Genomic DNA, 25895 nt, shown 5'->3' on the forward strand with positions numbered 1-25895 from the left:
CCCCCAAAGGTGGGTGCAAGGTATGCCTAGGCTCAGACTCAAGAAACGCCATTTTCGCGCCTGAGCGTAGGCAGACTGTACGCAAATCTGTTGCACCAACGTTGTTCAATCTTCGTTCAATCCGTGGGGCAAAGGTGGGTGAATAAAAGTCGCACTCTATGATGTGACGGCATGCTTAAGGCAATACCCATCGGTGTGTTGATAGTCGCGGTGACGCTGCTGTGCTGGCTCAGCATCGTCCTCCGGCAGAGGTGAACTTCACACGGAATGCAATAATCACCCCTTGCGTTGGAGCGCACTCCAGCGCCTAGTGTCGGGGACATGGACTTTACAGACCACCTTGGGATTGCGGACGTCGCTAAGCAGACGGGACTGACGCAGGACACTTTGCGCTGGTATGAACGTCAAGGGGTGATCCCTCCCGTGCCGCGCCAGGGTGATGGTCGACGGTCCTATGATGAGGCGAGCGTGCGGATTATTCAGTTGATTGTTCGATTGCGGCGCACGGGCATGCCGGTGGAAGATATGCGGCAGTTCTGCGGGATGGTGACGGAGGGGGCGGCGAGCCATGGGCGTCGGATGGCTCTGCTGCGTGACCACCGCACAAGAATCGAAGAGCAGATTGCGCAGCTACAGGAGGATTTGCAGGCTGTGGATGCGAAGATTGAGCACTACGCGGACCTCATTGAACGGGGGCTTGACTGCGACGAGCAGCCGGTCACCGACCCAGATATTCGTGAACAACAGAGGAGATTGTTGTGACTATTCCTACTATTCACCTGGGCGACGGCCTAGAGGTCAGTCAACTGGGTTTCGGCGGTATGGCGCTTAGCCATGTGTACGGGGATGTGAATGAGGAGCAGGCAGAACGCACCCTGCACGCTGCCATTGATTGTGGCATCACATTTATCGACACCGCGAACGTGTATGGCAAACCTCGGCCTGGAACGGTCGGGCCGGCGGGGACGAATGAGGAGCTAGTGGGCCGGGTTCTCGCGTCGAGGCGGGACGAGGTGCAGCTGGCCACCAAGTTCGGGATCACGGGGCTGTCCAACAACCCAGAGACGCGGGTGCGGGGTGATCGTGAGTATGTTCGGCAGTGCTGTGAGGAGTCGCTGCGTCGCTTGGGCGTGGACACCATTGACCTCTACTACATGCACCGCCCGGATCTGAGCCGCCCGATTGAGGAGACGGTGCAGGCCATGGCGGAGTTGGTACGGGAAGGAAAAGTCCGCCACCTGGGGCTTTCTGAGGTCACAGCTCCCGAATTGCGCGCCGCCATGACGGTCCATCCGATCGCTGCGGTGCAAAGTGAATGGAGTGTGTGGTCGCGGGACGTGGAAAACCATGTGGTGCCCGCAGCAAGCGAACTGGGTGTCGGTTTCGTGCCGTACTCGCCGCTGGGTAGGGGTTTTCTCACGGGAACTCTGACAAAAGAGAAAATTCAAGCCTCGATTCTGGCGGACCAGCCCCGCTACGACCAGAACTTTGACGCTAACCAGGTGGTGGTCGCGGAGCTGCGCGCCGTGGCCACTAACTACGTTGTAAACGGCCACACAGCCACACCCGCACAGGTGGCGTTGGCGTGGCTGCGGAAACAAGGCGAACACTACGGCCTGCCGGTGGTACCCATTCCAGGCACCAGCAAAATCGAGCGCGTGCAGGAAAATGCGGGTTCGCTGGCGGTGGACCTCACCGACGAGGAGATGCAGCGCCTAGACGAGGTGTCCAAAAACGTCCAGGGCGAGCGGAACTTCACCTTCACTGGCCCGAACTGGTTGTCCCACCACCGGGAATAACGCCAGTTCACGCACGGCTAGCTCAAGGCGTGACGACGCCCTGAGCAACTTCCTCCCAGCACCACCAACAGTGTCATCTCCAGATAAATACAATGACGTCGTCTGGGAGGAGCGTGTGCGCACCAGTTGCTTCAACGATAAATCGGCCTAGCTTTCAGACCCGGTTTCATCATCCGAAACGACTTCTCGATCTGTATGAGATGAGCGATATTCGCCCATCTCATACTCAATATAGGCATCAATCATTGGACGATACACTTTTTCAACAATTTCGGGAGACATTCCTATTTTTTCGGCTAAGCCTCGTACTCGTTTAATGACCTCTTCGACACGACTAGAATCCCGAACGGCATGTTCGTTCTTTTTTAAAGATGAGGCTCGGTTTACCAGGTCTTGCCTTTCTTTCAGAATTTCAACCAGTCGATAATCAATCTGGTCAATTTCTTTCCGTATACTGGATAGTTGATCTTTGTTCCCATCGCTCATACGTTCAGATTCTAGCGAATGTTGAACGTAGTTATGCGTAAGACGGACTTTTGTTGAGCTAAGTTGCTATGTTTGCTTCATCTACCTGGTGATTTAGGCAAATCTGTTTTCGGTTACCCTCTGTAGGCGGGTCTCCATGATCTTAGGTACGCGGCAAGGTGACCTGGTGAAGGGCACAGAGAGCAAGATCTAACTAGAAGAACATAGACTATGCATATAGCACTCCACATCTCGCGATTTTTGCGCTCAGTGTTAGGTGTCAGGTTGGATTGTGGCGGTAAATTCTATTCCTCCACCTGTTTCCAGTAAACCTGACATGCTTCACCTTCACCGGCCCGAACTGGCTGTCCCACCACCGGGAATAACGCCAGTTCACGCACGGCCAGCTCAAGGCGTGACGACGCCCTGAGCAACTTCCTCCCAGCACGCCCGCAACGCCTCCGCATCATCCGGGGTGAATACCCCGGTGGCCAGGTTGAAATGTGCGCTGAGCTGCGGCCCACTAGCTTCCTCAGTGCCCGAACCAGCTTCACCTGGAACCACGGACAACGTGACTTCCAGCGCGTAGGTGCGGGGTAGCTCGGGATCGGGCATCTCGGGCAGTGCCTCGTAGACGGCGTGGTCTGTGCTGATGCTCCAGGCATCGTTGGGAATGCTGTCTGCGGATATGCCGCCTGCGCCTGCATCAAGACGCCCCAGGTAGTTCACCTCAATTTCCGCCGGGCCGTTACTCACCCCGCAGGCCAGGGAGTGATCAACAGGGCTGCTAGGTTGTGCGGCAATGGAGTCCGCCACACGCCCCGCCATCGCACCGATGCTTTCATCGCCCATATCAGCTGGCAGAAGCGTCGGCGTGATGGTGGTGAACCAACCTGCGGTCCGGGAAAGGTCATCGCCAGGGTGGCCGTAGGCGTCGAGAATGTTGGCATCACGGCCGTGGCCTTCCAGGTCCACAACCACCGGTCCGACCCCGCGCCAGCGGTGCAGGGTGCGCGCCAGCATGGCCAGCAGCACCTCCCGCAGGCTCACGCTTCCGCCGGTGCCGCTGCCCGCTTCGTCGGCACGCTGCAGCACCTCCGTCGCCGGGGTGAGCGAGGTCGCGGTGTGCGCATCGGCCGCCAAGTCCATGGCAGGATCCACGGCGCGACTGCCCAGCGTGCTGCGGTCCCGGGGCTCTACATAGGATGCCCAGGTGTCGCGAAGTGCTTGGGTATCTAGTGCTTCTCGACGCCGCTCCATCAGCTCCGCCCAGCGCGCAAACGAGGTTGTTTCGCTGCCGCCGGTGGCACTCATGAGTTCGCCGATCAGCACGCGCCACGAGGTTCCGTCCACGGCGTGGTGGTGGACCAGCAGCAAAAGCTGTTGCTGGGGTTTGAGCCACACGGCCCGCAGCATCCGCCCGGCCATAGGGTCGATCAGGTTGATGGCACTCTCGGCGGTCTGACGCAGCACGTCAATGTCATCGCCCGCAGCTTCTTCAACACTCAACCATTCCTCCGCAGGTGGCACCTCGGCGGGAATGGTGAATGTGCCGTCGTTGGCATTGACGGTGGCGCGCAGCATGCCATGGTTGGACAGGAGCCGCCCAATGGCCTGTTCAATATGGGTGCGATCCGTGCCCTGGGGAAGGTTGAGCAGTGCCCATTGGCTAAAGCGTCTGCCGCCGCCGACGTCGATAAGCCACTGCTGGACGGGCATGGCGCGGAAAGTTCCCACTCCGGAATCGGGCGCGGCATTCACGCTATCCGCAGCAGTGAGTTGCTCGGCGATGCCCCGGACGGTTGGGTTGCCAAGGATCATGCGGGGAGTGAGGCGCTTGAGCGCGGGGTGGGCGTCGTCAAGTGATTGCAGGTCGGAGGACAGCTGCATGAGCAGAATGCTGTCCAGCCCCAGGTCGCGAATGTCGGCGTCGCGGTCAATGGCCTGCACACCGGTCAGCCGACTGATGGTGGCCGCGAGCTGCGTCTCCACCGGACCTTCTGGTGGCGTGACCACGGCATCGGCGGTGATGCTGGGCAGTGCGGCGACATCGATTTTGCCGTTCCGGGTGAGCGGGAATTCCCGCACCGGAATAATCGCGGCCGGAATCAGGTGGCTTGCCACAGCGCTGCGCAGCTGCCCGATCAGGCGCGCGGAGGTCCCCGCCGGATCGTCCACGGCATTGTGCAGCACATCGTCGGTGGGAATCACAACCGCGATCAGGCGCGGGCCCGCATCGGTGGTGACCACCTGAACACGTGCGTCCCGCACCCCAGGCAGTGCCAGCACTCCGTGCAGCACCTGTGACGGCTCCACCCGGAAACCCCGGATCTTGATCTGGTCGTCGGCACGACCGATGTAGCGCAACGCCTGATCGTTCGGATCAAACACCACCACATCGCCTGTCCGGTAGGCGCGCTCGCCTGAGGTCGTGGCAATAAAGCTCCCCGCGGTCAGGTCGGGTCGGTCACTGTAGCCCAACGCCACCTGTGACCCCGACACATACAATTCGCCGGGCAGACCCGCTGGTAGTGGGCGCAACCAACGATCCAGCACCCGGGCTTTCAGGCCAGGAAGCGGCGCGCCAATGCACGGGGTGGTGTAGTCGGACAGCCGTGCCGCCGCTGCATCCACCGTGGTCTCGGTGGGACCGTAGAAGTTAAACACCGCTGGGCGTTCACGCGCAGCAAGCCGCGACCACACGGCGGGGTCAATCGCCTCGCCACCCAAGCCCAGCACGCTCAGACCCGGCCACTCATCCGTGGCATCCAGCAGGCCGCGCGGCTCAAGCTGGCTAAACATGGTCGGCGAAGTCTCGATCATGTCCACCCCGTGCGTGCGCAACGCCTCCATGTACAGCTGAGGGTCACGCTGCTGCTGCTCATCCAGAATCGCCACCGCATGTCCCGCAAACAACGCCGTCAACGGCTGCCACGACGCATCAAACGCCATGGACCAGGCATGCCCCACGGTCAACTGACGATCCTCCGGCAACACCCACCGCTCATGCGCGGCAATCAGCGCAGACAACCCACGCTGCGTACCCACCACGCCCTTCGGGGTGCCCGTGGAACCCGAGGTAAACACCATGTACAGCGGCGCATCCAGCGACGACGCGTCCGGTACCTGCGCCAGCTGCTTATCGACGCTCGCCGCATTCGCCGTATCTATTGGCGGCACCGTGAGTACAGGTACATCGCCATATGCGGCGGTTGTGCCAGTAGTGAGTACGGCATCCACGCCCGCCTGTTCGATAATCGACTGATTATGCGCATCGGGTGCCGAGGCATCCAGCTGCACAGCCACCGCACCCGTCCAGGCGCAGGCCACAAGGCTCGCGGGCTGAGACACCGTGCGGGGCAGCAGGATAGCCACGCGCCGACCGGTGGTGAGCTGGGCGTCGATAAGCAGGCGCGCAATATCCAGGATGTGGTTGAGAAGATCGCGCCGGGTGAGCTGCGTTGTTGCGTCCGCAAGTGCTGGGGCATCGGGATTAGCATCCGTGAGGTTCCTCATACGCTGCGGCAGGGTGCGGGGTTCAGCCGTCGGTGCATACGGGATTGTGGGAGCGGAAAAACCGTTTCCCACCTGCGCTAACGGCAGTCCATCGGCGGTGGGGAATGTGCGCAGCAGTGTCGTGATCGCCGAGGCAATCGCACTGGCGGCCGCAGGTAACGTGCCCTCCATCAAATCCGCGCGGGCCTCCACTTTCACCCGGAACACCCCATCTACCAGGGCGGGAACGATGGTGAGGGGGTAGTGCGTCGAATCGTTGGTTGCCAGGGGAGTGACCTTGAGCCCGGAATTGTCGTCGGTTGTCGCGGCACCCAGGGGAGTGTTCTGGAACACAACCAGGGTGTCGAACAGGTCGCGGGTGCCCGCCGCACGCTGAATGTCGGACAGGCCGATGTGCTCGTGAGGGCGGGTGGCCACCAGAGTGTCGCGAAGCGCCTGCACCTGCGTGGCGGCATCCTCGCGAGGGTTCAGCGTGGCGCGGGCGGGAACGGTGTTGATGAACAGGCCAATCATGGATTCCGCACCCGGCAGATCCGCCGGACGGCCCGACACCACCGTGCCCGTCAATACCTCATCGCGATCCGTCAGTGTTCCCAACACCATCATCCACGCGAACAACACCGCGTTACTCACCGTCACGCCGTGTTTCCTGCACCATGTCTGCAGCTGTTCGGTCTGTTCGCGGTCAAGTTGCGCCTCAAACACCACCGGTGGCAACCCGGGGGAACTGGGGGCCTGAGGAGCGACAAGGCAGGGGGCTGGCTGCTCGCCCAGCGCAGTACGCCACACCTGCAGGCTTTCTTCCTTCGATTTCTGCTGCAGCCAGGCAATATACTTCCGATAATCCGGGGGAGGGGGTAAGAGTTCCGCGTGGCCACCGTGCCGATACAGGTTAATCAGCTCCGCGAAAAACAACGGCGCGGACCAGCCGTCAATCAGAATGTGGTGCGCTGTGAGCACCAGGTGGTGGCAGTGGGAATCCCAGCGAAGCAGCCTCAGCCGCAATGGGGCAGGGCGGAACAGATCGAACGGCTCGCTGAAGTCGGACGCGGCAAACTCCGCAGCCTGAGCGTCGCGGGTATCCGTATCGGTGGCAGCATCTGGCGCGCTGGTAGCGGTCATCGGCACCACCTCCCAGTCGAGCTTCGCTGAGGCGGGCACCACCTGCACCGGGTGTTCCACGTTCTTGTCATAAAACGCAACACGCAGGTTGGGGTAGCGCACCAGCATTGCATCCGCGCAGCGCGCCAGCAGGGCCTCATCAAGGTTGCCGTCAATGCGGAACACGAACTGCACGTGGTACGGGTCCGCACCGGAACTCAGGCGGTGCAGGGCCAACAGCCCCTCCTGCAGCGGTGTTGCCGCGAGAACATCAACAACTGCTTTACTCACTGTCATCTCCAAACGCTCCCAGCACGCGGGACAAATCATCACCGGATAGTCCGGACAGGTCACCCATGGCGTGATCCTCGGGCGCAGTCTCCGCTGTGGTGTCGGATTGCCGTGGCCTGGAATCCGCGATGGCACCCAGTTCGTGGATGGTGGGTGCCACCAACACGTCCTGGATGGTGATGGGAAGTCCCTGCTCAGCGGCCCGTGCCGCCAACCTAATGGCGGTGATGGAATCACCACCCAGGGAAATGAACCCTTGGTTACGTCCAGGCAGCTCATCGCTGCCCAGAAGCTCGGCAACAATACCGGCGAGCAGTTTCTCCGTCTCCGTTTCGGGCTCCTGCCATTCCTCCGGTTCCGGGTCGGGAAGTGCCGCGACGTTGACTTTTCCGTTGTCCGTAAGCGGCATGTCCGGTAGGAATACCAGCTGCGCGGGCACTGAATAGTCGGGAAGGATACGCCGGAGTGCGAGCAGCAGGGTGCTCTCATCTGGGGCTGTACCTTCGGAGTTGTCCTCCAACACAACGTATCCCACCAGTGTTTTCGCCGTGCCGCGTTCCAGCACCTTGGCTGCCGCCTTGGCCACCTCGGGGAGAGAAAGCAGCGCGGAGACTACTTCGCCTATTTCCACGCGGTGTCCACGCAACTGTATTTGCTGGTCACGGCGTCCCCAATAGGTGAGCCGACCATCGGCGTGACGGCGAACCTGATCACCGGTGCGGTACATGACCCGCCCGGTGCCCTGTGGATCCGCAACAAACGACGCCGCCGTGAGGTCCGCGCGACCGACATATCCGAAGGCAATCTGTGAGCCGACCAGGTACAGGTCACCCAGCGCACCGTCGGCCACGGGCACCAGGTAATCATCCAGCACCCGAATCTCCACTCCTGGCAGCGGCAGGCCAATATCCACAGGGCCCGCATTCTGCTCACCTGCGGTGGCGAACACGGTGGCTTCGGTGGGGCCGTACAGGTTCCACACCTGGGCACCGGCATCGGCCACGGCAGTGGCTACGGTCTGCGGCAAGTCCTCGCCAGAAATGACGGCACGCACACCGCGAAGTTCGTCCGCTGCGGCCTCAGCAATGAGGGACCACAGGCCGGGGGTTGCTTCGCAGCAGGTCACACCATGCTCGGCCATGAGCGTCACGATGGCGCGTGGGTCACGGTACTGCAGGTCGTTGGCGATGATCAGCCGCGCACCCGCAGCCATCGGTGCCAGATACTCCCAACCGGTGACGTCGAAGCAGAAGGGCGACAGCGCCAGCAGTACATCCGTATCCGTAAGCGGCACGGAGTCGTTGGTGGCAGCAAGTAGTGCCTCCAGATTTGCGCGAGAGACCAGCACGCCCTTTGGCGTTCCCGTGGACCCGGAGGTGAACAGGACGTAGGCAGGGGCATCGGCCGGAATGCTCTCCGCCGCTGGAAGGTCAACCTCGGGTGCTTCGCCGATTGTCGACGCCGCATCATCACCGATAGACACCAGCGTTACCGAATCCGGAACCTCAAGACCTGCCGTGTTGCTGCATAGAGCAACACGAACACCGCATTGTGCGAACTGCGCGGCAAGCCGCTCCGCGGGAGTGTCGGGAAGAATCGGCGCGTACGCGGCACCCGTGCGCAGCACCGCCAGCTGTGCGACCAGCTGGCCTACGGTGCGTTGGCACAGAATGCTCACCACGTCGCCGGGTTTCACGCCGTGGGCGACCAGCAGGCGAGCAACGGCGGTGACGCGCTGTTCAAGCTGCTCGGCAGACAGCCACGAGCCGTCGGTTGCCAGCACGCTTCCCACAGTAGGAACGCCGCGAACCAGCTGCCGGATTGACTCGGTAGGCTGGGCAGCGGTGCCGTGCGTGGTGCGCAGGTGCGCGCGTTCGTCGTCAAGCAACACCGGAAGGTCATGCAGCTTGATGTCTGGCGTGGCGGCAGCGGTCAACAGCACGCGTTTGATGCGGCGGGCGATGCGGGCAACGGTGGCCTCATCAAACAGCGCCGAATCGAACTCGATGGCGAGCTGCGCGGGCAGGTCGGCGGACGGGTCGTCGGAACCCAAGAACACGTCCACGTTCATGTCAAAGCGGGACACCTCGGGATTGTCCGGCAGGATCGTCGCCGTCACACCGGCAGGGGCCGGGAATGCGGACGGCAGGTTCTGCAGGCCAATACCCACCGTTGCTAGTGGATGATGAGCCTTCGAGCCGCCCGCAGCGAGCTCCCGAACCAACACGTCAAATGGCATGCCACCGTGCTCAGCGGCCTGCAGGTTCGTGGTTCGAATGCGGTCCACCAGCTCCCGGAAATCCGGGTTGCCGGCAAGCGATGTCCGCAAAACCAGCAGGTTGACAAAGCACCCCACCGCAGCCTCATCCATGCCACCATGGCGGCCCGACACCGGCGTGGCCAGCGCAATATCCTCACCACAACCCAGCCGTGACAACACCGCAGCCACGGCGGCATGCACGACCATAAACGGCGTGGCATCCAGAGTGCGGGCCGCCTCGTACACGGCCTGCACCTCCGCATCGCTCAGCGCATAGGACGCCAACATGCCCTTCGTCGCGCCTTCCGGGTTGCGCGGGCGATCCAGGGGAAGCGGCAAGGGGCAGGGCACGTCAGCCAGTTGCTCCTGCCAGTACTCCCGGTCGCGCGCTTCCTGGCCAGAGCTTTCCCACGCATCCTGCCAGGTGGCGATGATGCCAGTGGGTGACGGCGCGGGTTCCACAACTGTAGTGTCTGCGGCCTCCTCGGCATGAGTCCATGCCGCCTCCAAATCAGCCATGAGCAGCGGCAACGACCAGCCGTCGCAGGCTGAATGGTGAATCACCAGCGACAACAGCACGCTATCCCCATCAGGGCAGACCGCCGCCCGAATAGGCACATCTTGGTCGAGACGGAACGGGGTGGCGCGATGCCGCAGCAGCTCCGCCTCATCCGCCAGTACCGTGATGGTCAGGCGATGGGCCGCTTCGTCAGCGGGAAGTACCACCTGCTGTGGGCCGTCAACATCCCCAGACAACAGCGTGCGTAGCGACTCATGCCGTCGCACCAGGCGCTCCACACCACGCTGAACATGCCCAGCCATGGTGCGAGCATCCAGGGAGTCAGCATCGCCCTGCCCTTCCGGTGTCAGCCGGACCATGAGCGGCAAATGGTAGGTAATGTCGCCCGGATTCACCTTCGCCAACGCCCAGAACCTGCGCTGCGCAGGTGTGGCCGGCGCAGGGACACCCGGCGTCGGCGTGTGCTGCGTGTAATGCTCGGCAAACTCCTCGGGAGTAAAACCGGTGTCTGTGTCACCGGCGGCCACCGCCTCCGCAATGGCGCGCGGGGTGCGGTGCTCCAGAATCGTACGCAGCGACACAGGGGTACCCAGAGCGGAACTCAGCCGACCGCTCAGCCGCGTGCCGGACAGGCTTTGCCCGCCCAACGCCAAGAAGTCATCGTCGGGATGAACGCGGGTGGGTTCGCTGTTCTGCTCGGCCAGCACATCCGCCATGATTGACGCCACCAAATCCACGCTTGTCGACGCCCCGACGCTCACCACACCGGCGGCCACTCCAGGCGTGGCGGTGGTGCTTGCCTCCTGGCCAGACGGTGCGCCGTCGCGGAACCAGGAGTGCAGCATCCGAATATCAGTCTTGCCGTTAGCTGTCACTGGTAGTTCTGGGACCACCAGCACCCGTTCTGGCACAAGAGCGTTATTCCCGGCGGGATCGCCGCCGCCAACCAGCTGGGCATACTGCTCACGCACATCATCAGCAATAACAGCATCGGGGGCGTCTGCTCCGGCAACCACGGCCAGACACAACACGCCATCCACCTCACACGCCGCAGCCTCCGCAACACCGGCAACAGCCTGGGCGATGGCAACAACCTCGGCGGGGGCGATACGAACACCCCTAACCTTCATCTGATCATCGGCGCGCCCACGATACTCAAAAGAACCATCCGGGTTCTTCACCACCACGTCACCCGTGCGGTGACACCGCGGCACCGCACCAATCCCGGCGGGGAACCGCTCGGCGGTGAGTTCTGGGTCATCAAGGTACCCGTCAGCCAGCGCCCCAGCGATGTACAACTCGCCAGGTTCACCATCGGGGACGGGCTGCAACTGCTCATCCAGCACCAACGCCTGGACATGCGGCAACGGGGTACCCAAGGACGGTGCTGCGAGTGCTGCGGAATCCGCCGACAGGTTGCCGGTGGCCAGCACCACATGCGTTTCCGTGGGGCCGTACTGGTTATACAGTGCCGGGCCGTCCGGGGAGGAACACCAGGCACGCAGATCCGCGCCGGGCTGCAAAGCCTCCCCGGCCTGGACTAGAACACTCACGCTTGGCTTTCCGCTGCGGGCGTACTCACGGGCGAGCGCGTTTAACACCACGTTCGTGGCAAACAGCACATCAACACCCTGGGAATCCAGGAAGCGTGCCAGCGCAGACATGTCCTGGCGTTGTTCCTCGGCCACCACCACAAGGGCATGCCGCCCAGCCACGGCGGTAAGAAGCTCCTGCATGGATACGTCAAACTGGTCCGGCGCATAGTGCGCCAGCGTCGCACCCGACGGGATGATTCCGGTGGCGGTCTGCCAGTGGATCAAATCCTCCATCACCTGCCACGGCACTACCACGCCTTTGGGGACGCCGGTGGTTCCCGAGGTGTGAATGATGTACGCGGCGTCGTCACGCGTTAACCGCCTGGTGCGGTCGGCGGGCGTGAAGCGTCGGGAAGCAGAGTCGGTGGCGGCTAGCTCCGCAAGCAGCGCGGAATCAACGACCACAGTGGGGTTCGCGCGGCCTACAATCGCGGCGGCGCGCGCCGTCATGATGCCAGTCGAATTCACCTCAATGGGCATGGTTGCGGCACCGACCAGCCAGACGGCAAGGGTGGCGCACACCTGCTCCACCCCACGGGGTAGGGCAACAGCAACCGTATCGCCGGGGCCGACACCACGGTCCCGAAGCGCCCACGCATAGGTGTTGATGATGTCATCGGTGTCGGCGGCGGATAGGCGCTGAGTAGCGGACACCATCGGTAAGCCAGCGACCTGGTCCGCTAGCAGCGGCAGGCCGGCAATACTGCGAAGGTGCCGTTCCAGATGCGCGAGAAGATCATCTGTGGTTGCCCCGCCAACAAGCTCCACACCGTCAGCCACGGCAATGCGCAACGACACCTGCCGATCCGCACTATGCGCCACCACCATCACCGGGTAGTGCGTCCCATCCTGGAACGACAAGTCCGACACAGTCACCCCATCCAGCGGGGCCAGCAATGCAGCCTGGTCAAGGGGATAATTTTCCACCACCATGAGGGAATCAAACAGGTCGCCAGGTGCATCGGCGCCGCTGGCGTCGCCATGTTCCACCAGCCGTTGCGCATCCGCCAGTGACGGCGGGTTTTCCGCACCGAGCAGTAACAACTGCGAGGCGGAACGCGCCGCATACAGAGGGGAGTCGGCGGTGACAGCGACGGGAATGGTGGTGGCGTATAGACCCACAGCCTCCTGCGCGCCGGGGGCGTCCAATGGCCTGCCGGACACCACGGAACCGAAGGTCACGCGTGTTTGACCGGTGAGTTCGGACAGCACGCGCGCCCAGGCGCCGTGAATCAGCGCCGCAACGGTCACATGTTCGCGCTGCGCCGTGGTGGTCAGAGCCTCCGAGGTTGTTGCATCAAAAGTCAACCTCAGTTCTGTTCGGGTACCCTGATCGCGTCCGCCGGCGGCAAGCATAGTTGGCTGCGCAGCACGCAGGGGTTTCCGCCATGCCGACAGTGGACTCGTGGACTGCCGCACCGCCAACAGCGAGGGCAGGGGATCAACCACAACCAGATCCTGATCCGGATCCATCAGCGTGAAGAAGTCCCTGATCAGCAGCGGAGCCGACCAGCCGTCGGCCACAATGTGGTGGAACACCACGTCAACGATGTGACGTTGCGGAGCATCAGCGTGGGCAGTGTCCACCTGCTTCATCCGCAACCGGGTCAACGGGCCAGCCGTCACATCGAACGGGCGCAGCATATCGACCTCGGTAAACGTTTCATCGTAGCGGGCGTCCAACTCCAACGCGGGATCAACAGTGGCCACAACCGACCCATCAGCATTCCGGGTGAAATACGCCCGCAGAATCGGGTGACGGTCCGCCAACCGCGACCACGCCTGCAACACACGCTCAGAATCCAGCGCGCCATCCAGCGTGAACGTCATCCTGGTTAGATACGCAGCAACTCCCGGGTCACCCTGCTCCTCCAGGTAGAACATGCCTTCCTGCGTGGGGGTCACCGGCAGGGTATAGGTTTGTGCACGCGTATCAACGCCGCGTGCATCCCCACCCTGTGCACCAACCTGACGTTCCAGTGCGGCCAGGAATTCCTCTCGCAGCTGCCGTGCAGTCTCTTCAGAAACCAACCGCGTGCCGCGAATAAACATCACCTGGATTGCCTGTTCGGCAGTGACTACCGAAGTCACTGACAGGGGATTACGCAGGGGAACATCGTCGCCGACAACCGTATCCAATGCCGGTAGTTCAGGAACCGGCGACGGCACGAACCCCACCGGGGATGAATCCTCGCCCGTGGTGAACATGCCACCCAAATGATTAAACAAAATATCCGAGCGTTCACCAGCAGCAACGCCGCGCTGCGCTGGGGGCAATTCGCGGAGGGAATCACCATCATCAACCACGGTGAACACCTGCGTCCACCAGCCCACAGAGCGGGGGTCAATGACGTCATCGCGCCCATGGTCCTCCACATCAAGGGTGACTAGGTGTGGTCCCCACGGATCGGTGGCCCGGACCGCCTGCGCCAGTGCGGACATCAGGGCGTCCCGTAGCGTGCCGCCGTGGCCGTGACGCTCGATGAGCTCGTCCGCCGTGTCTCCTGCCACAGTAAACGTATCCACCGCGGCCGTTGCGGCGACGTCGTCAGGGCTCACCTCGCCCGCAGCGATACGTGCCCGCAGTTCGGGCTGGGGTGGGGCGTCGGCTCCGCGTACCATCAGGGAACCTGCGCGTGGCGACGTCCCCTCCGGCTCCGGCAGTTCACGACCACTCATCGTGGCAATGACCATCTGCCGCATATCGCCAATGATCTGCATCCAGCTTGCCGCATCCACCGCCATATGGTGCGCGACCAGCAGCAACATCGGTCCTGAGTCCGTGGATACTTCCGCACCAGCAAGGAGCACTCCGGCGCGCACATCAAGATTCTCGGCTAGGCGGTGACGTAGCTGCGCTAGATCCTCAGTGGCCGTGTCCCCTGTGAGTGTGGTGGTCTCGGTATCGAAGTACGACTGGCCCTCGGCCAGGGTTTCACACTCGCCGGTGTCGGTGACGCGGGTGCGGAATGCGGGGTGCCGGGCCACCAGGGCGTCGACAAGCGCCGAGCCGTGTCCGCTGACAGGTTCAAGCATGGTGAGCAACATGCTTTGTGCGAAAACACTGTCGGGGGCGTCGGCGAGGTGTTCGGCGGCGACGCGGATGGGGGCGAAGGTTCCCAGGTCGGAGGGTGGTTCGATGGGTGCGACGGGCTCTGCCTCAGCGTCGTCGGTACCGCTAGTGCCATCGGCTGGGGTGAGGGCGCTGGCGAGGTCGCCGAGTGTGCGGGCATCGAAAATGTCGCGGGCAGCGGTGACCCAGCCGCGGTCCTTGAGCTTTGCGATGAGTTGCAGGGCCAGGATGCTGTCGCCGCCGAGTTCCAGGAAGTCATCGTCTTCACGGATGCTTCGGGGATCGGTGTCCAGCAGGATGGCCACTTCCTCGGCAAGCGCCTGGAACTGTGGCGATACCGGGGCAGCGGGCTCCGCTGCAGGTTCCGCATGGGATGCTTGTTCCGTGCTGGATGTTTCAACCTCGTCGGGGGCCTTGGACAGGGCGTCCAGCACCATCAACAAGGTGGTGGCGCGGTCGGCCTTGCCGTTGGGTGTGACCGGCAGGCCGGGGACCTGCACAATGCGCTGCGGAACGAGGTGTCTAGGCAGCTGGGATGCCAGCTGGTGGCGAATGTCGGCGAGGCTTGCTGCGGACAAGGTTCCCTCGGTGGGCACGACAGCGGCGGCGAGAATGTCGCGATCGCTGCCGATCCGCGAACCTGGGACATGAACCACGCGGGCACCGTCAACGCGGGAGTCGGCACGCAGCGCGGTTTCAATTTCCGCAGGCTCGATGCGCAGCCCACGGATTTTCATCTGATCGTCCACGCGGCCGAGGCACAGGAACTGGCCATCGGGCCGGAGTACCGCCAGGTCGCCGGTGCGGTACATGCGCGAGCCGGGTGGAAGCCCAAGGTGATCGGGGGCCGCGACAAACACGGAAGCGGTAGTGCCCGGCATGGCCGGGTATCCCACGGCGAGTTTGTCGCCCGCTAGCCACAATTCGCCCACCATACCGATGGGGGTGGGTTGCAGGGCGCTGTCCAACACCACGGCCGTGACATGCGGGTCGGCCACACCAATGGGGATCGCGCTGCTGGTGGGGTCGGGTGTGATGAAGCCGTGGATGGCGTTGACGGTGACTTCCGTCGGGCCGTAGAGGTTGATCAGGCGATGCCGCGCGCACCACCGTTCCGCCAAATCGGCGGGCAGTGGCTCGGCACCGGAGAAGACCTGCACGTCCTCGGAAATGGAGCTGGGGTCACCGAGGAATCCCAGCACGGTGGGGGTGGAGGCGAAGTGCGTGGCACGGTGCCTGCGCACGGCCTCCGCGAGAGGAGGACCAACGCGTTCCATGTCGTGGGCGACATACAAATGCCCGCCGGTACAGAACGTGGCAATGACCTCCAGCAATCCCACGTCAAAGGACATGGGTGCAATGGACACCAAGCGCGGGCGGAAGGCCGCGTTGTTCGGGTCGGTGCTGCTGGTGGCACTCAACAGGTCGAAGATCAGGCCGTTCAGACCGGACATGGCGCGCTGATCCACCAGCACGCCTTTCGGGCGTCCCGTTGTCCCAGAGGTGAACACCATGTAGGCGGGATAGTTCGGGTTGCGCTGGGGGGCGGGGGCGGCAAGTTCCTGCGATATGCCCAGGCTGTCCTGGGAGTCCGGTAGCACAGGCGGATGACCTGCGGGGAGTTTATCGGGGTCGCTGGAGATGATCAGTGACACATTCGCGTCAGCCAGGATTGCCGCAAGACGGTCGGCCGGGTCATCCGGCCTGAGCACGGTAAACGCCGCCCCGGAGGCCATGACACCCAGGATGGTGAGCACTTCGTCGAAGCGGGTGGGTTGGTGGATGGCCACCATGCGACCAGCGGTTATACCGTCGTACGCCGCGCTGATCCGCGCCGCAAGCCCACGCATGTGCTGCTGCACTTCCGCGCCCGTCAGGGTCACACCCACGGTGGAGAGCATGGGCTCGTCCTGGTGTTCCGTCAGCTGGCGGTCGATCAGCTCGGGGATGGTCATATCCCGCAGGTCAGGCTGGGTATCGGTCTGCGTATCGACGCCTCGTTCACCCGCCGTTTCCGGTTCGGTGCTGCGGGTTTCGGTACTGTGGGTCTCAGGACTGAGCGCAATAGCGCCCAGGGTGGTGGAGGTGTCTGACTGTCCTTGCGGGGTGGCGTGGGCCTGCGCGACACCCATGATGGTGTGTTGGAGCGCTTCCACGAAGGCGTCCGCGCCACGCTGCTCGAAGTAGTCGCCGGAAAAGAGCACGTCAATGCGGTGCGTGGTGGCGCCATCTACCTCGGGAAGCTCCGTGTGCACAATGGTGACCGGGAATTTCGGTAGCGGCGGCACCACGGGCAGGAGTTCACTGCTCCAGTCGGCGGTGGCGGGGACCTGCGGCGCTCCGACGCGGTGGTCCACAATCACCTGGAATGGCGCGGTGCCGGACAGCTCCTCAATGGGGATGCTGGAATGCTCCGCCACGTCCAAAACTTCGTGGTGAACCGCTTCAATCAGCTTCCTTGTGTCAAGGTCATGGCTGAAGGACACAGCGGCATCCCCGGCGCGATCAACAGTGACCGGCAGGGTGTTGCCCAGGTACCCCACGACGTCAAGTAGCTCCGGGTGATGCCGACCAGACACGGGAATACCCACGGCGGAGTCGGCCCCGGCGCGCTCAAGGAACAACAGCACGGCGGCTTTGACCACGTCACCAGCGGTGGCTTTGAGCGTGGGGTCGGGGCTTGCGGCGGCTATCGCGGGGATGGTGACGGTGCGGTGAATGGCCGGGCCGCGCCCACCCAAGGCTGTTCCTGCCGCTCCGGCGCTGACGGCGGCCGCCCGGGAGAACGGCAGGGGAGCGGGCGCGCCGGGTGCGGTGTCGCGTTGGCGAAGCGACCAAAAGTCCACGTCAGCAGGGTTTGTTGTGCTGGCGATGGCATGAATGCGGTGGAAGCTCGGTCCGTTGTGTGTGTTGAGGGCATCGGCGTTGTCGTAGGCGCGCGCCAGGTCTGTGAAGAAGGGTTGGAGGCTCCACTCGTCAAAAAACGCATGGTGGAACAGCAGGGCCAGCACGGTTGACGCGGTGTCCTTGTTGTTGCCTTGTTCAGCAACCTGCACAACGTATGCCTGTAGCGGCTGGTCGCTGGTGGCGGGGAAGGGGGTGCGCACAAGCTCGTCAAGGAATGTGGCGAGGCTACCTGGCGTGGTCGTGCGCTGATGTACAGCAATAGGCTGTGCCAGCGCTTCTTCTGGGGATAGCAGCGTTGCATTGATGATTCCGGCGTCGTCAATGCTCAGCCTGCTGCGCAGCACTGGGTGTGCGGCAACAACTGAGGTCAGGGCTGCGGATAAGCGCTCGGTGTCGATGGTGCCGGTGACGGTGGCGAACAGCGGAATGGTGTACAAACCATTCTCGCCGTCTAGTTGCTCGGCAAGAATGACGCGGCGCTGCCCAGCGAGCGCTTCGATGGGGCCATCCTCGGGTTCGGCGTCCTGCGGCGGTTCAGGTTGTTCAGTTATGTCCGTGGCATCGGCATCACGCAGATTCGCGCATGCCTCAGCCAGTGCCACGAGGGTGGGTTCTTCAATGACGGCGCGCACGGGAACATGCACCCCGAGTGCGGTGCTGAGCGTGAGTGCCAGTCGGTGCGCAAGGAGCGAATGCCCGCCAAGCGCCCGGAAATCAGCGTCGATGGACGGGGTGTTATCAAGCTCCAGCACGTCCTGAACGGCCTGCACAACGGCGTGTTCCTCTGGAGTGTCTGCCACGCGATGCTGGTGGCTGCCGGTATCCTCTGGCAGTGGTAGGCGCGCGCGGTCAATTTTGCCGGTGGGGGTGCGCGGAAACTCATTTACCACGACGATTGCGTTGGGGCGGGCGGCGCTTGGCAAGGCATCGGCCACAGCGGCCTGTATTGCCGCCACGCTATCGTCCTGAGCGTCGGCGAGCACCACATAACCAATGATCGTCGGGGTTTCCGCCGTGGTATCCACCCGTACCGCCGCTGCTGTCACGCCCGGTGCCGCTGCCAGCGCGGCCTCTATCTCGCCGCGTTCGATACGTAGGCCATGCAGCGACAACTGTTCGTCGGCGCGGCCAAGGTACATGAGGTCACGCGTATCGACGTCCCGTGCCACCAGGTCACCCGTCCGGTATCGGCGCTGCCCACCCGGCGCGGCCACGAAGGTGAGTGCGGTCAGCGCTGGGTCGCCAAGGTAGCCGTAGCCCAGGTGCGGTCCAGAGAGATACAGTTCGCCGAGTGCACCATCAGGAGTGGCGGTGAGGGCTGCCCCGAGAACGTCTCCGCCGACGCTGGGCAGAGTGGTGCCCAAAGGCGGTGTGCCATCGCCGGTGACGTGGTGCGATGTGGCCACGATGGCGGCTTCACTGGGGCCGTACAGGTTGAACACGTCCGCACCGGCGGCACGCAGCGTGGTCACCAGGGTGTGGGGAAGTGCCTCCCCACCAGCGCAGGCGCGGATTCCCCGCACCGCCTGCGGATCCTGGTGCACGATTTCCGCCCACAGCGACGGGGTGGCTTCCATGACGGTGGGACGTACTCGGTGCAGCAGCGCGCAGGCTGCGTCAATGTCAATGGAAAAATCGGCGGGTGCCACGTGCACCGTTGCCCCAGCGAGGAGAGGAAGCAGGTTTTCCACAATGGAGATGTCAAAGCCGAGTGTGGAGGCAGCCAGGTAGGTGTCATCCGCCGTGAGCTGGAGAGTGTCCTGCATGGATCCCAGCACAGCATCCAGGCCGGAACGGGGAATCACAATGCCCTTCGGGGTGCCTGTGGTCCCGGAGGTGAATACCAGGTAGGCGGGATGCGCCTGCGACCAGTCAGGTACTTGGGGTGCATCGACAGGGCTGGCGAGGACTGTGGCCACGTCGGAATCGTCAATGATCAGTGCGGGATTGGCCGCGTCCAGGATCATGCGGGAACGCTCCGCCGGGTGGTTCGGGTCAATCGCCACAAAAGGCGTTCCCGCCCGCAGCGCCGCAAGCAGGGCGACAGGAATACCGACGCCGCGCGATAGCCGCAACGCCACCACATCACCGGGCTGTGCCCCCTGTGCGGTGATGTGCTTGGCAAGGGTGGCCGCCGACGCGTTGAGTTGGGCGTACGTGAGGGTGGTGGTCCCATCCTCCACGGCCACGGCATCGGGAGTGGTTGCTGCATGCGATGCCACAGCACGTACCACATCCTGTGCAGTGGTGGCTACCTCAGGCAGGTCTGGTACTTCCGTGCCCTGAGCTGGGTGGATGGCCGCATCCCGCCATTCCTCAAGCACACGCTGTGCTGTTGTCGGGCGCAGGGCCGCGTGTCGGAATTCCAGCGTCAGTTGGGCATCCTGTTCAGATTCCTCCAAGGACAGCACCGCATCAAACGGCGCTGCACCGGAATGCACAAACACGCCCACTGACGGCTCGCCGTCAATAACAAGGTCGCGGGTTCCCGCACGATGCGTAACCACCACGTCCACAAGCGGCGACCTGCCCGGAATGTGTGGCAATCCCGCAGCCCGGATCACATCGTCCAGACCAGCGCAACGATCCGCGCTGGCGGCCCGCACGGCGGCAGCAACATCAGAGAGGGACGACCCTACCGGAATCGGACACGGCACCACGGATACGCGGTCGCCATCCGATTCGGCGGCGTCTCCACCCAGGGCGTCGCGCACATCCGTCGGGGTTCCCACTACCACCGTGGCATCGTGTGCAGCGCCGGCGCGCCGGGCGATGACGTGTGCCGCGGCGTCGATAAGCACCGATAGGACGGTGGTGTTGTCTGCCTTGGCACGGTCCTGAACAGCCTGAACCCAGTCCTGGGGTACCGGCAGGGTAATCCTGTCAGCAGTGTTGTCGGCGGTGGTGGTGCGCTCAGCGGCGAAGGGGTCGGGCTGAGGCGTGGGTTCACCGTCCACGTCGTGGGTTGCGGGGCGCACGGCGGTGAGTCGGCGTTCGGTCGCTGTGGCTACCTGGGCCGTCGTGGCGTCGCTACGCGGGGGCGTGGGTTGGGCGGACAGCGCACCCGGGGAGGCAATCTCGGCATTGATGTCGCGCAGTAGCAGCACCCACGTGTGCTCATCAGCGGCAACGTGATGGGTGCTCACAACCAGCATCGTGCCGTCGGGAGTGTGCAGGAAACGTGCGCGAAGTGGGGGTTCGGACGTGGGATCGATGGGGGTGGCGGCAAGCGCATCCACCTCCGTGGGTTCCGCGGAATCGGAGGAGGGGGTGACCACGGTGTCTGCGGTAAGGACAGTGCGCTGCAGCCCGCCGGTGTCGTCGGCAGAGACCGTAGTCCTGAGGTCCGGCCGGTGCTGCGCCACAGCAATGATGGCGTCGCGTATCCGAGCCTGAGTTGCGGCATCCTCAGGAATGGGAAACGCCCAAGTCAGCATGCCTGCCGCCCCGGCGTTTGCAATGAGCCTGCCTAAAATGCGCTGGTCGGTGACAGTGCCGGAATCACCCACCTGAGTATTGGCAGCCTGATCCGCCGACTCCTGTTTAAACCCTTCCGCGCGGAGCCGCGCCCGCAGCAGCTCCCGACGACGATCCGATACTGCATCACTCATATTGTGCCCTCGCTGATATAACTGCTGATAAAACTGTTGGTGCCGAGCTCAGCAACGCGGCGCATTTATGCGGAAACGCCAACTGTGCGACCTCGCCACCCATGGTGTGTTTCGCCGCTCCCCGTGCGGCATTGTTCAAAAGGTTTGGTTCCCCCAGCGCGTGGGAAAACAGCGTTTTATCCCCCAGCAGCGCCGCCACCCCAAATAGTGTCACGAGGTCACGGCCCATGCCTTTGCCCACCCGCGATGTATCGGCAACGCCGATGTGGATCCCCACCGTACGCGGGTCGGTGGGTCGCGACGCCCCGATGCTCATGTGCGCGGGGCGGTACACCTCAATGTAACCAATGGGGGCACCTTCCGCGCTCAAAATATAGGGCTGGGTGAACGGCTGGCTGTTCAGCAGGTCCAGCTCCTCCTCCCAGCGTTCCACGGACCACGGCTGCCGGAACGTGTACAGCAACTCTGACTGCATCCACTCCGCGATGCGCTCCGCATCGGCTGGGCCGTGGGCTTCACGAAGCTCACAGCCCTCAAACTCCACAGCACCCGCCATCTTCCCTGGAAGATCAAGCCCATCCAGAGAAAGCTCCGGCATGTCATCCTTCGGGCCACCAAAACCGGCAGCGGCCAGCCACGTTGTACCCGTCGGGCCGCTGTGATTCAGCGTGTCCCGGCCCCGCAATGTGGGGAAAAAGAAGGAATCAGCCTCCAGCCACGCGCCCGGCGTGTGGCCCTCCACTGAGCCATCGGCGGGCTCAGCAGGGGTGCTTGCTGCGGGAGTATTGTCAGAAGCGCTTTCGGTGCTGCTCAACACATCAACAAGCGCCTCATGAGCGTGCCCAACGGCCTCCAGATCCGGGTTATCAGGGGTGTCTCGGCCAGCCCTGAATGCCGCGACACGCTGCAATAACGCCAACAATTCCGCCGGATCAGACACCGGCACCTGCCGACCCGACTCGTCAGCAGGGTCCACCAGGCTTACCTCATCCACTGTGGGCAGCCCCACCTGCGGCACTGACCACTGGAAAGACAACGCCGCAGCATCTCGCTGGTCAGCGGCCACAAACAACGGTGGGGTCACCACACGTGTCGACGTCCCCCGCTCCACCGGCGGCAGCACATGCGTCTCTGCCGCCCACAAACGCACAATATTCGCATTATCCTCAGCAGACATTCACAGACCTTCGTTGTCGAGCTCATACACAATCGCCGCAGTCCGGTCAAACAACCCCGGCTCGGCCTCTACCTCGCGTAACGACGCCGCGACACTCCGCGGTGTCCTTGACTCGAACAACAACACCGCCGGGAGGCTCGGATCGTCCAGCACATCACGCAGCACAGAGGCGGCCTTGGTGGTCAGAACCGAATCCCCGCCCACCTGAATGAAATCATCATCCAGGCCAATGACAGACTCGGGAACGCCAATGACCTCGGCAAACACGCCTGCCACCAGGTGCTCCAACGTGCCAGGGGTGGGTGGCTCCGACGCAGACTGCTGCACCGTGTCGCGCCGGGCAGTGTCGATGAGCTGGGCGCAGTACTCCCGGTCTGACTTGCCGTTCTTGTTCACCGGAATGGCCTCTACGATCACCATGAGGTCGGGAATCATGTAGGGCGGTAGCGTCTCGCCGAGGAACGCTCGTACCTGCTCTTCCAGGTCCGGCGCAGGGTTGCTGCCAGCGGCGATGACGGCACCCAAATGGGCGGAACCATCCCGCGGACCACCAGCGGGGCGCGACACCACAGCCACGCAGCTGTGCACACCCGGGGCCTGGCGGAGCGCCGCCTCAACCTCGCCAATTTCGATGCGGTAGCCCCGGATTTTCACCTGGTCATCTCGGCGGCCCAGGAATTCAATGCATCCGCCGGGAAGGTAGCGCGCAAGATCGTTGGTGCGGTACCAGCGTGCCCCATCAATGGTGGGGAATTTACGGTCCGTCATTTCGGCATCGTGGCGGTAACCACGGGCAATGCCAGGTCCAGACACCAGGTATTCACCGGGCGCGAAGTCAGGTCTGATGCGTCCTGCATCATCAACGATGCGGGCATGCATGTTGGGCAGTGGGCTGCCAAAGGGTACCGATCCCCATATCGGATCGATGGCTTCTGGGTCCGTAACCTCGAAGAAGGTCGAGTGGATGGCGGTTTCGGTGGCGCCACCGAGTCCGGCGAAGCGGCAGTGTGGTGCGCGTTCCCTTAGGCGTCCGGGCAGGTCGAGAGTGACCCAGTCCCCGCCGAGGAGACACCAGCGCAGCTTGTCAAGCTGGGTTGTTGATGTTGAAGACAACAACATGTCAAGCAGCGGTGGGACGCAATACAGCTGGGTCACATGGTGCCGCGTCATTAAACCAATCCATGCTTCCGCGTCGCGGCGTTCCTGCTCGGTGAGTGTCACTACGGCTCCGCCGACGTTCAACGGACCGAACATGTCATGCACGGACAGGTCGAATTCCAGGGACGATAGGCCCAACGTGCGGTCGTCGGCAGTAAGGCCGACAATCTCGTTCACAGCGTTGATGGTGTTCATGACGGCACGATGCGTCAGCTCTACACCCTTGGGCTCCCCGGTGGAACCGGACGTGAACAGCACATACACCACATCGTCGGGGGATTGGGTGGTCGCCTGCGCCGCAGCATCCTCGGGGAGGTCGGTAGTCAGGGCGTCGTCAAGCAGAACACCGGTGATCCCCTCATCCGGGTCGGACAGCGCGTTCGTATCGTGCAGCACCACAGTAGCGTCGGCGCGCTCAAGGATGCGGCTCCGGCGCGTGGCGGGTTGGTCCGCACCCAGCGGCACCCACGCCGCACCCGCCGCCAACACGCCCAGCAGCGCGGTGAGTTGGTGTGGGCCTTTAGCGATGCGAACACCCACAATATCCCCAGGTGCTACGCCGTGTTTGCGTAACGACGTCGCGACGCGCAACGCATCATCCCGCAGCTCAGCGTAGGTACGCACACCGTGCTCACCCCACAACACGGCCGGTCGGTCAGGATGTGTGTCAGCAAGGTCGAAGAAACGTCGGTGTAGCAGGGCGTCCTCAGGGAGTGGGGCTGTGGTTTCCGTATCGCGCCGAGCCTGATTCTGCTCTTCCGGAACGGCACTGGGGAACGGTGCTGATGCCCATTCCGCGTCCTGCACCAGCAGATCAACATTGGCGCGGTACGACTCAAACATGGCATCTACCATGCCCGGAAGGAACATTCCTTCGCGAACATCCCAGTTGGCCAGGAAACCACCATCCAGTTCCGTGACCTGCGCATCAAGGAGAACCTGGGGGCCTTCCGAAAGGATCCACACTGGATCGCCAAACACCGAGCGCACCCGAGCAGAGAACAATTCCCCCAAACCCACCGCCGAGGTGTACACAATCGGGGCGATCACCTGACTGCCGCGACTACGGCTCATATCGCGCAAAATATCAAGCGCTGACCAGTCCGAATGCCGCATGCTGCCGTGCATACTTTCCGAGACGGCACGGATACGATCCAGCACCGTCTGCTCCTGGGAGACATCGACGGTCACCAGCACTGAGGAACTGAAATCTCCGACCACACGGTCAATATCGGGGAGGATCTGCTGCCGGTGGAACAGCGGCACGTTCAACAGGAAACGCGATTCGGTGGTGAAAGAACCAATGGCCTCTGCAAAAGCAGTCGCCAGGCAGGCCGCGGGAGTCACACCGTTATCCTGCGCATGGTGCTCAAGCGCGGCGCGCTGCCGCTCATCCAGGAACAAATGCCGACGCTGCGGGCGCACTGAATGTGCGGGCACACCGGTATAGGTGGGGAGTTTAGGAGGATCCGGCAGAGTTGCCAATTGCTCCGCCCACCACTGTTGATCTCGTTCTCGGTTCCTCAGGGACGTGACCTCCGGGGCATCAAGATACTCGCGGAAACTGCTGCTAATGGGGGCAAGCTCTTCGCCAGTGAGCACGGCGGCGAGGTCATCCAGGACGATGCGGTAGCTCATGGCGTCGCCAGCCAGCATGTCAAAATCCACGTGCAGGCGTGCACGCCCACCGGGGAGGCGGGTGAGGCGAACATCAATCATCCGGCCCAGGTCAGCTGCCGCACGCTGGCCGCTCATCTCTGAGCGAATATCCTCCAGTGTCGCGGCGACGGTGACATCGTTGGTGTCGCGTAGATCCAGCGAACTAAATATCGGGGTGTCAGGCTGTGCCTGCACTTTCTGCGTGCCGTCGTTCAGGATTTTCACCCTGAGCATGTCGTGCCGTGCGACCACAGTATCCAGTGCTGCCTGCAGGGTATCCGGTTCATGGTCGGGGCCGTCTAGTTCCACGTAGAGGTGCGCCGACACCCCGCCCAGCTTGTCGGTGTCGTAGCCGCCCGCCCAATAGGCGTGTTGCAAGGGAGCCAACCGGAATGGGGAGGCATCGTCGCTGGTGCTGCTGGTGCCGCTGTTGTCAGCAGGCGTGGCAGCTTCGGGGGCGGTACTGGGCGTCGTTACGCTTGGGGCTTGAGTGCTGGGCGCATGGTTGTTCAGCAGCTCAGCCCAGGCTGCGGGTTCTGGCTTTTCCAGGAAATCCGCGAAAGAAATGTCAAAGCCAGCTTTTCTGCACAACCCTGCGAACCGCATGATGCGCAGGGAGTCAAAGCCGACGGAAAAAAGATCAGAGTCTGGGCGGATGGAGGTGTTGGGGAGAAGGTTCTGTAGCTCTTCTATCACATCGTCCGCTGTGATTGGGGGTTGTGATGTATCAACAGCTGGACGATTGCTAATTCCCATGTCTCCA

General features: G+C 63.0%; 7 protein-coding genes. 2 read left to right on the forward strand and 5 right to left on the reverse strand.

Annotation, left to right across the window (positions count from 1 at the left end):
• The first annotated feature begins 321 nt into the window (after positions 1-321).
• Complete coding sequence (locus CDUR_RS00185) at positions 322-762, forward strand: MerR family transcriptional regulator (RefSeq protein ID WP_179418530.1); 441 nt, start codon at positions 322-324, stop codon at positions 760-762.
• The gene (locus CDUR_RS00190) at positions 759-1799 is read left to right on the forward strand and encodes an aldo/keto reductase (protein ID WP_179418531.1); all 1041 of its coding nucleotides are present in this window, start codon (positions 759-761) and stop codon (positions 1797-1799) included. The genes CDUR_RS00185 and CDUR_RS00190 overlap by 4 nt, the downstream gene beginning before the upstream one ends.
• Before the next feature lie 147 nt (positions 1800-1946).
• On the opposite strand, the gene CDUR_RS00195 is transcribed toward CDUR_RS00190, so the two are convergent.
• The 5 genes from CDUR_RS00195 to CDUR_RS00215 all read right to left on the reverse strand — a co-directional run bounded on the left by CDUR_RS00195 (position 1947) and on the right by CDUR_RS00215 (position 25888).
• Complete coding sequence (locus CDUR_RS00195; RefSeq protein ID WP_179418532.1) at positions 1947-2285, reverse strand: chorismate mutase; 339 nt, start codon at positions 2283-2285, stop codon at positions 1947-1949.
• Positions 2286-2672: 387 nt separating this feature from the next.
• On the reverse strand, positions 2673-7172 hold the full coding sequence (locus CDUR_RS00200) for a condensation domain-containing protein (RefSeq protein WP_179418533.1): 4500 nt from the start codon (positions 7170-7172) through the stop codon (positions 2673-2675).
• Positions 7165-21138: a non-ribosomal peptide synthetase gene (locus CDUR_RS00205; protein ID WP_179418534.1), complete on the reverse strand. Its 13974-nt coding sequence runs from the start codon at positions 21136-21138 to the stop codon at positions 7165-7167. Before CDUR_RS00205 ends, CDUR_RS00200 begins: the two co-directional genes overlap by 8 nt.
• Positions 21131-22315: a GNAT family N-acetyltransferase gene (locus CDUR_RS00210; protein ID WP_179418535.1), complete on the reverse strand. Its 1185-nt coding sequence runs from the start codon at positions 22313-22315 to the stop codon at positions 21131-21133. Before CDUR_RS00210 ends, CDUR_RS00205 begins: the two co-directional genes overlap by 8 nt.
• The gene (locus CDUR_RS00215; RefSeq protein WP_179418536.1) at positions 22316-25888 is read right to left on the reverse strand and encodes a non-ribosomal peptide synthetase; all 3573 of its coding nucleotides are present in this window, start codon (positions 25886-25888) and stop codon (positions 22316-22318) included. It abuts the gene before it with no gap.
• Between the last annotated feature and the right edge of the window lie 7 nt (positions 25889-25895).

Origin of the sequence: Corynebacterium durum (assembly GCF_030408675.1) — a bacterium.
Classification (GTDB): Bacteria; Actinomycetota; Actinomycetes; order Mycobacteriales; family Mycobacteriaceae; genus Corynebacterium; species Corynebacterium durum.

Excerpts from the sequence above, each read along its gene's own strand:
- CDUR_RS00185 (WP_179418530.1), top strand. The coding sequence starts at position 322 with ATGGACTTTACAGACCACCTTGGGATTGCGGACGTCGCTAAGCAGACG.
- CDUR_RS00195 (WP_179418532.1), bottom strand. The coding sequence starts at position 2,285 with ATGAGCGATGGGAACAAAGATCAACTATCCAGTATACGGAAAGAAATT.
- CDUR_RS00205 (WP_179418534.1), bottom strand. The coding sequence starts at position 21,138 with ATGAGTGATGCAGTATCGGATCGTCGTCGGGAGCTGCTGCGGGCGCGG.
- CDUR_RS00210 (WP_179418535.1), bottom strand. The coding sequence starts at position 22,315 with ATGTCTGCTGAGGATAATGCGAATATTGTGCGTTTGTGGGCGGCAGAG.
- CDUR_RS00215 (WP_179418536.1), bottom strand. The coding sequence starts at position 25,888 with ATGGGAATTAGCAATCGTCCAGCTGTTGATACATCACAACCCCCAATC.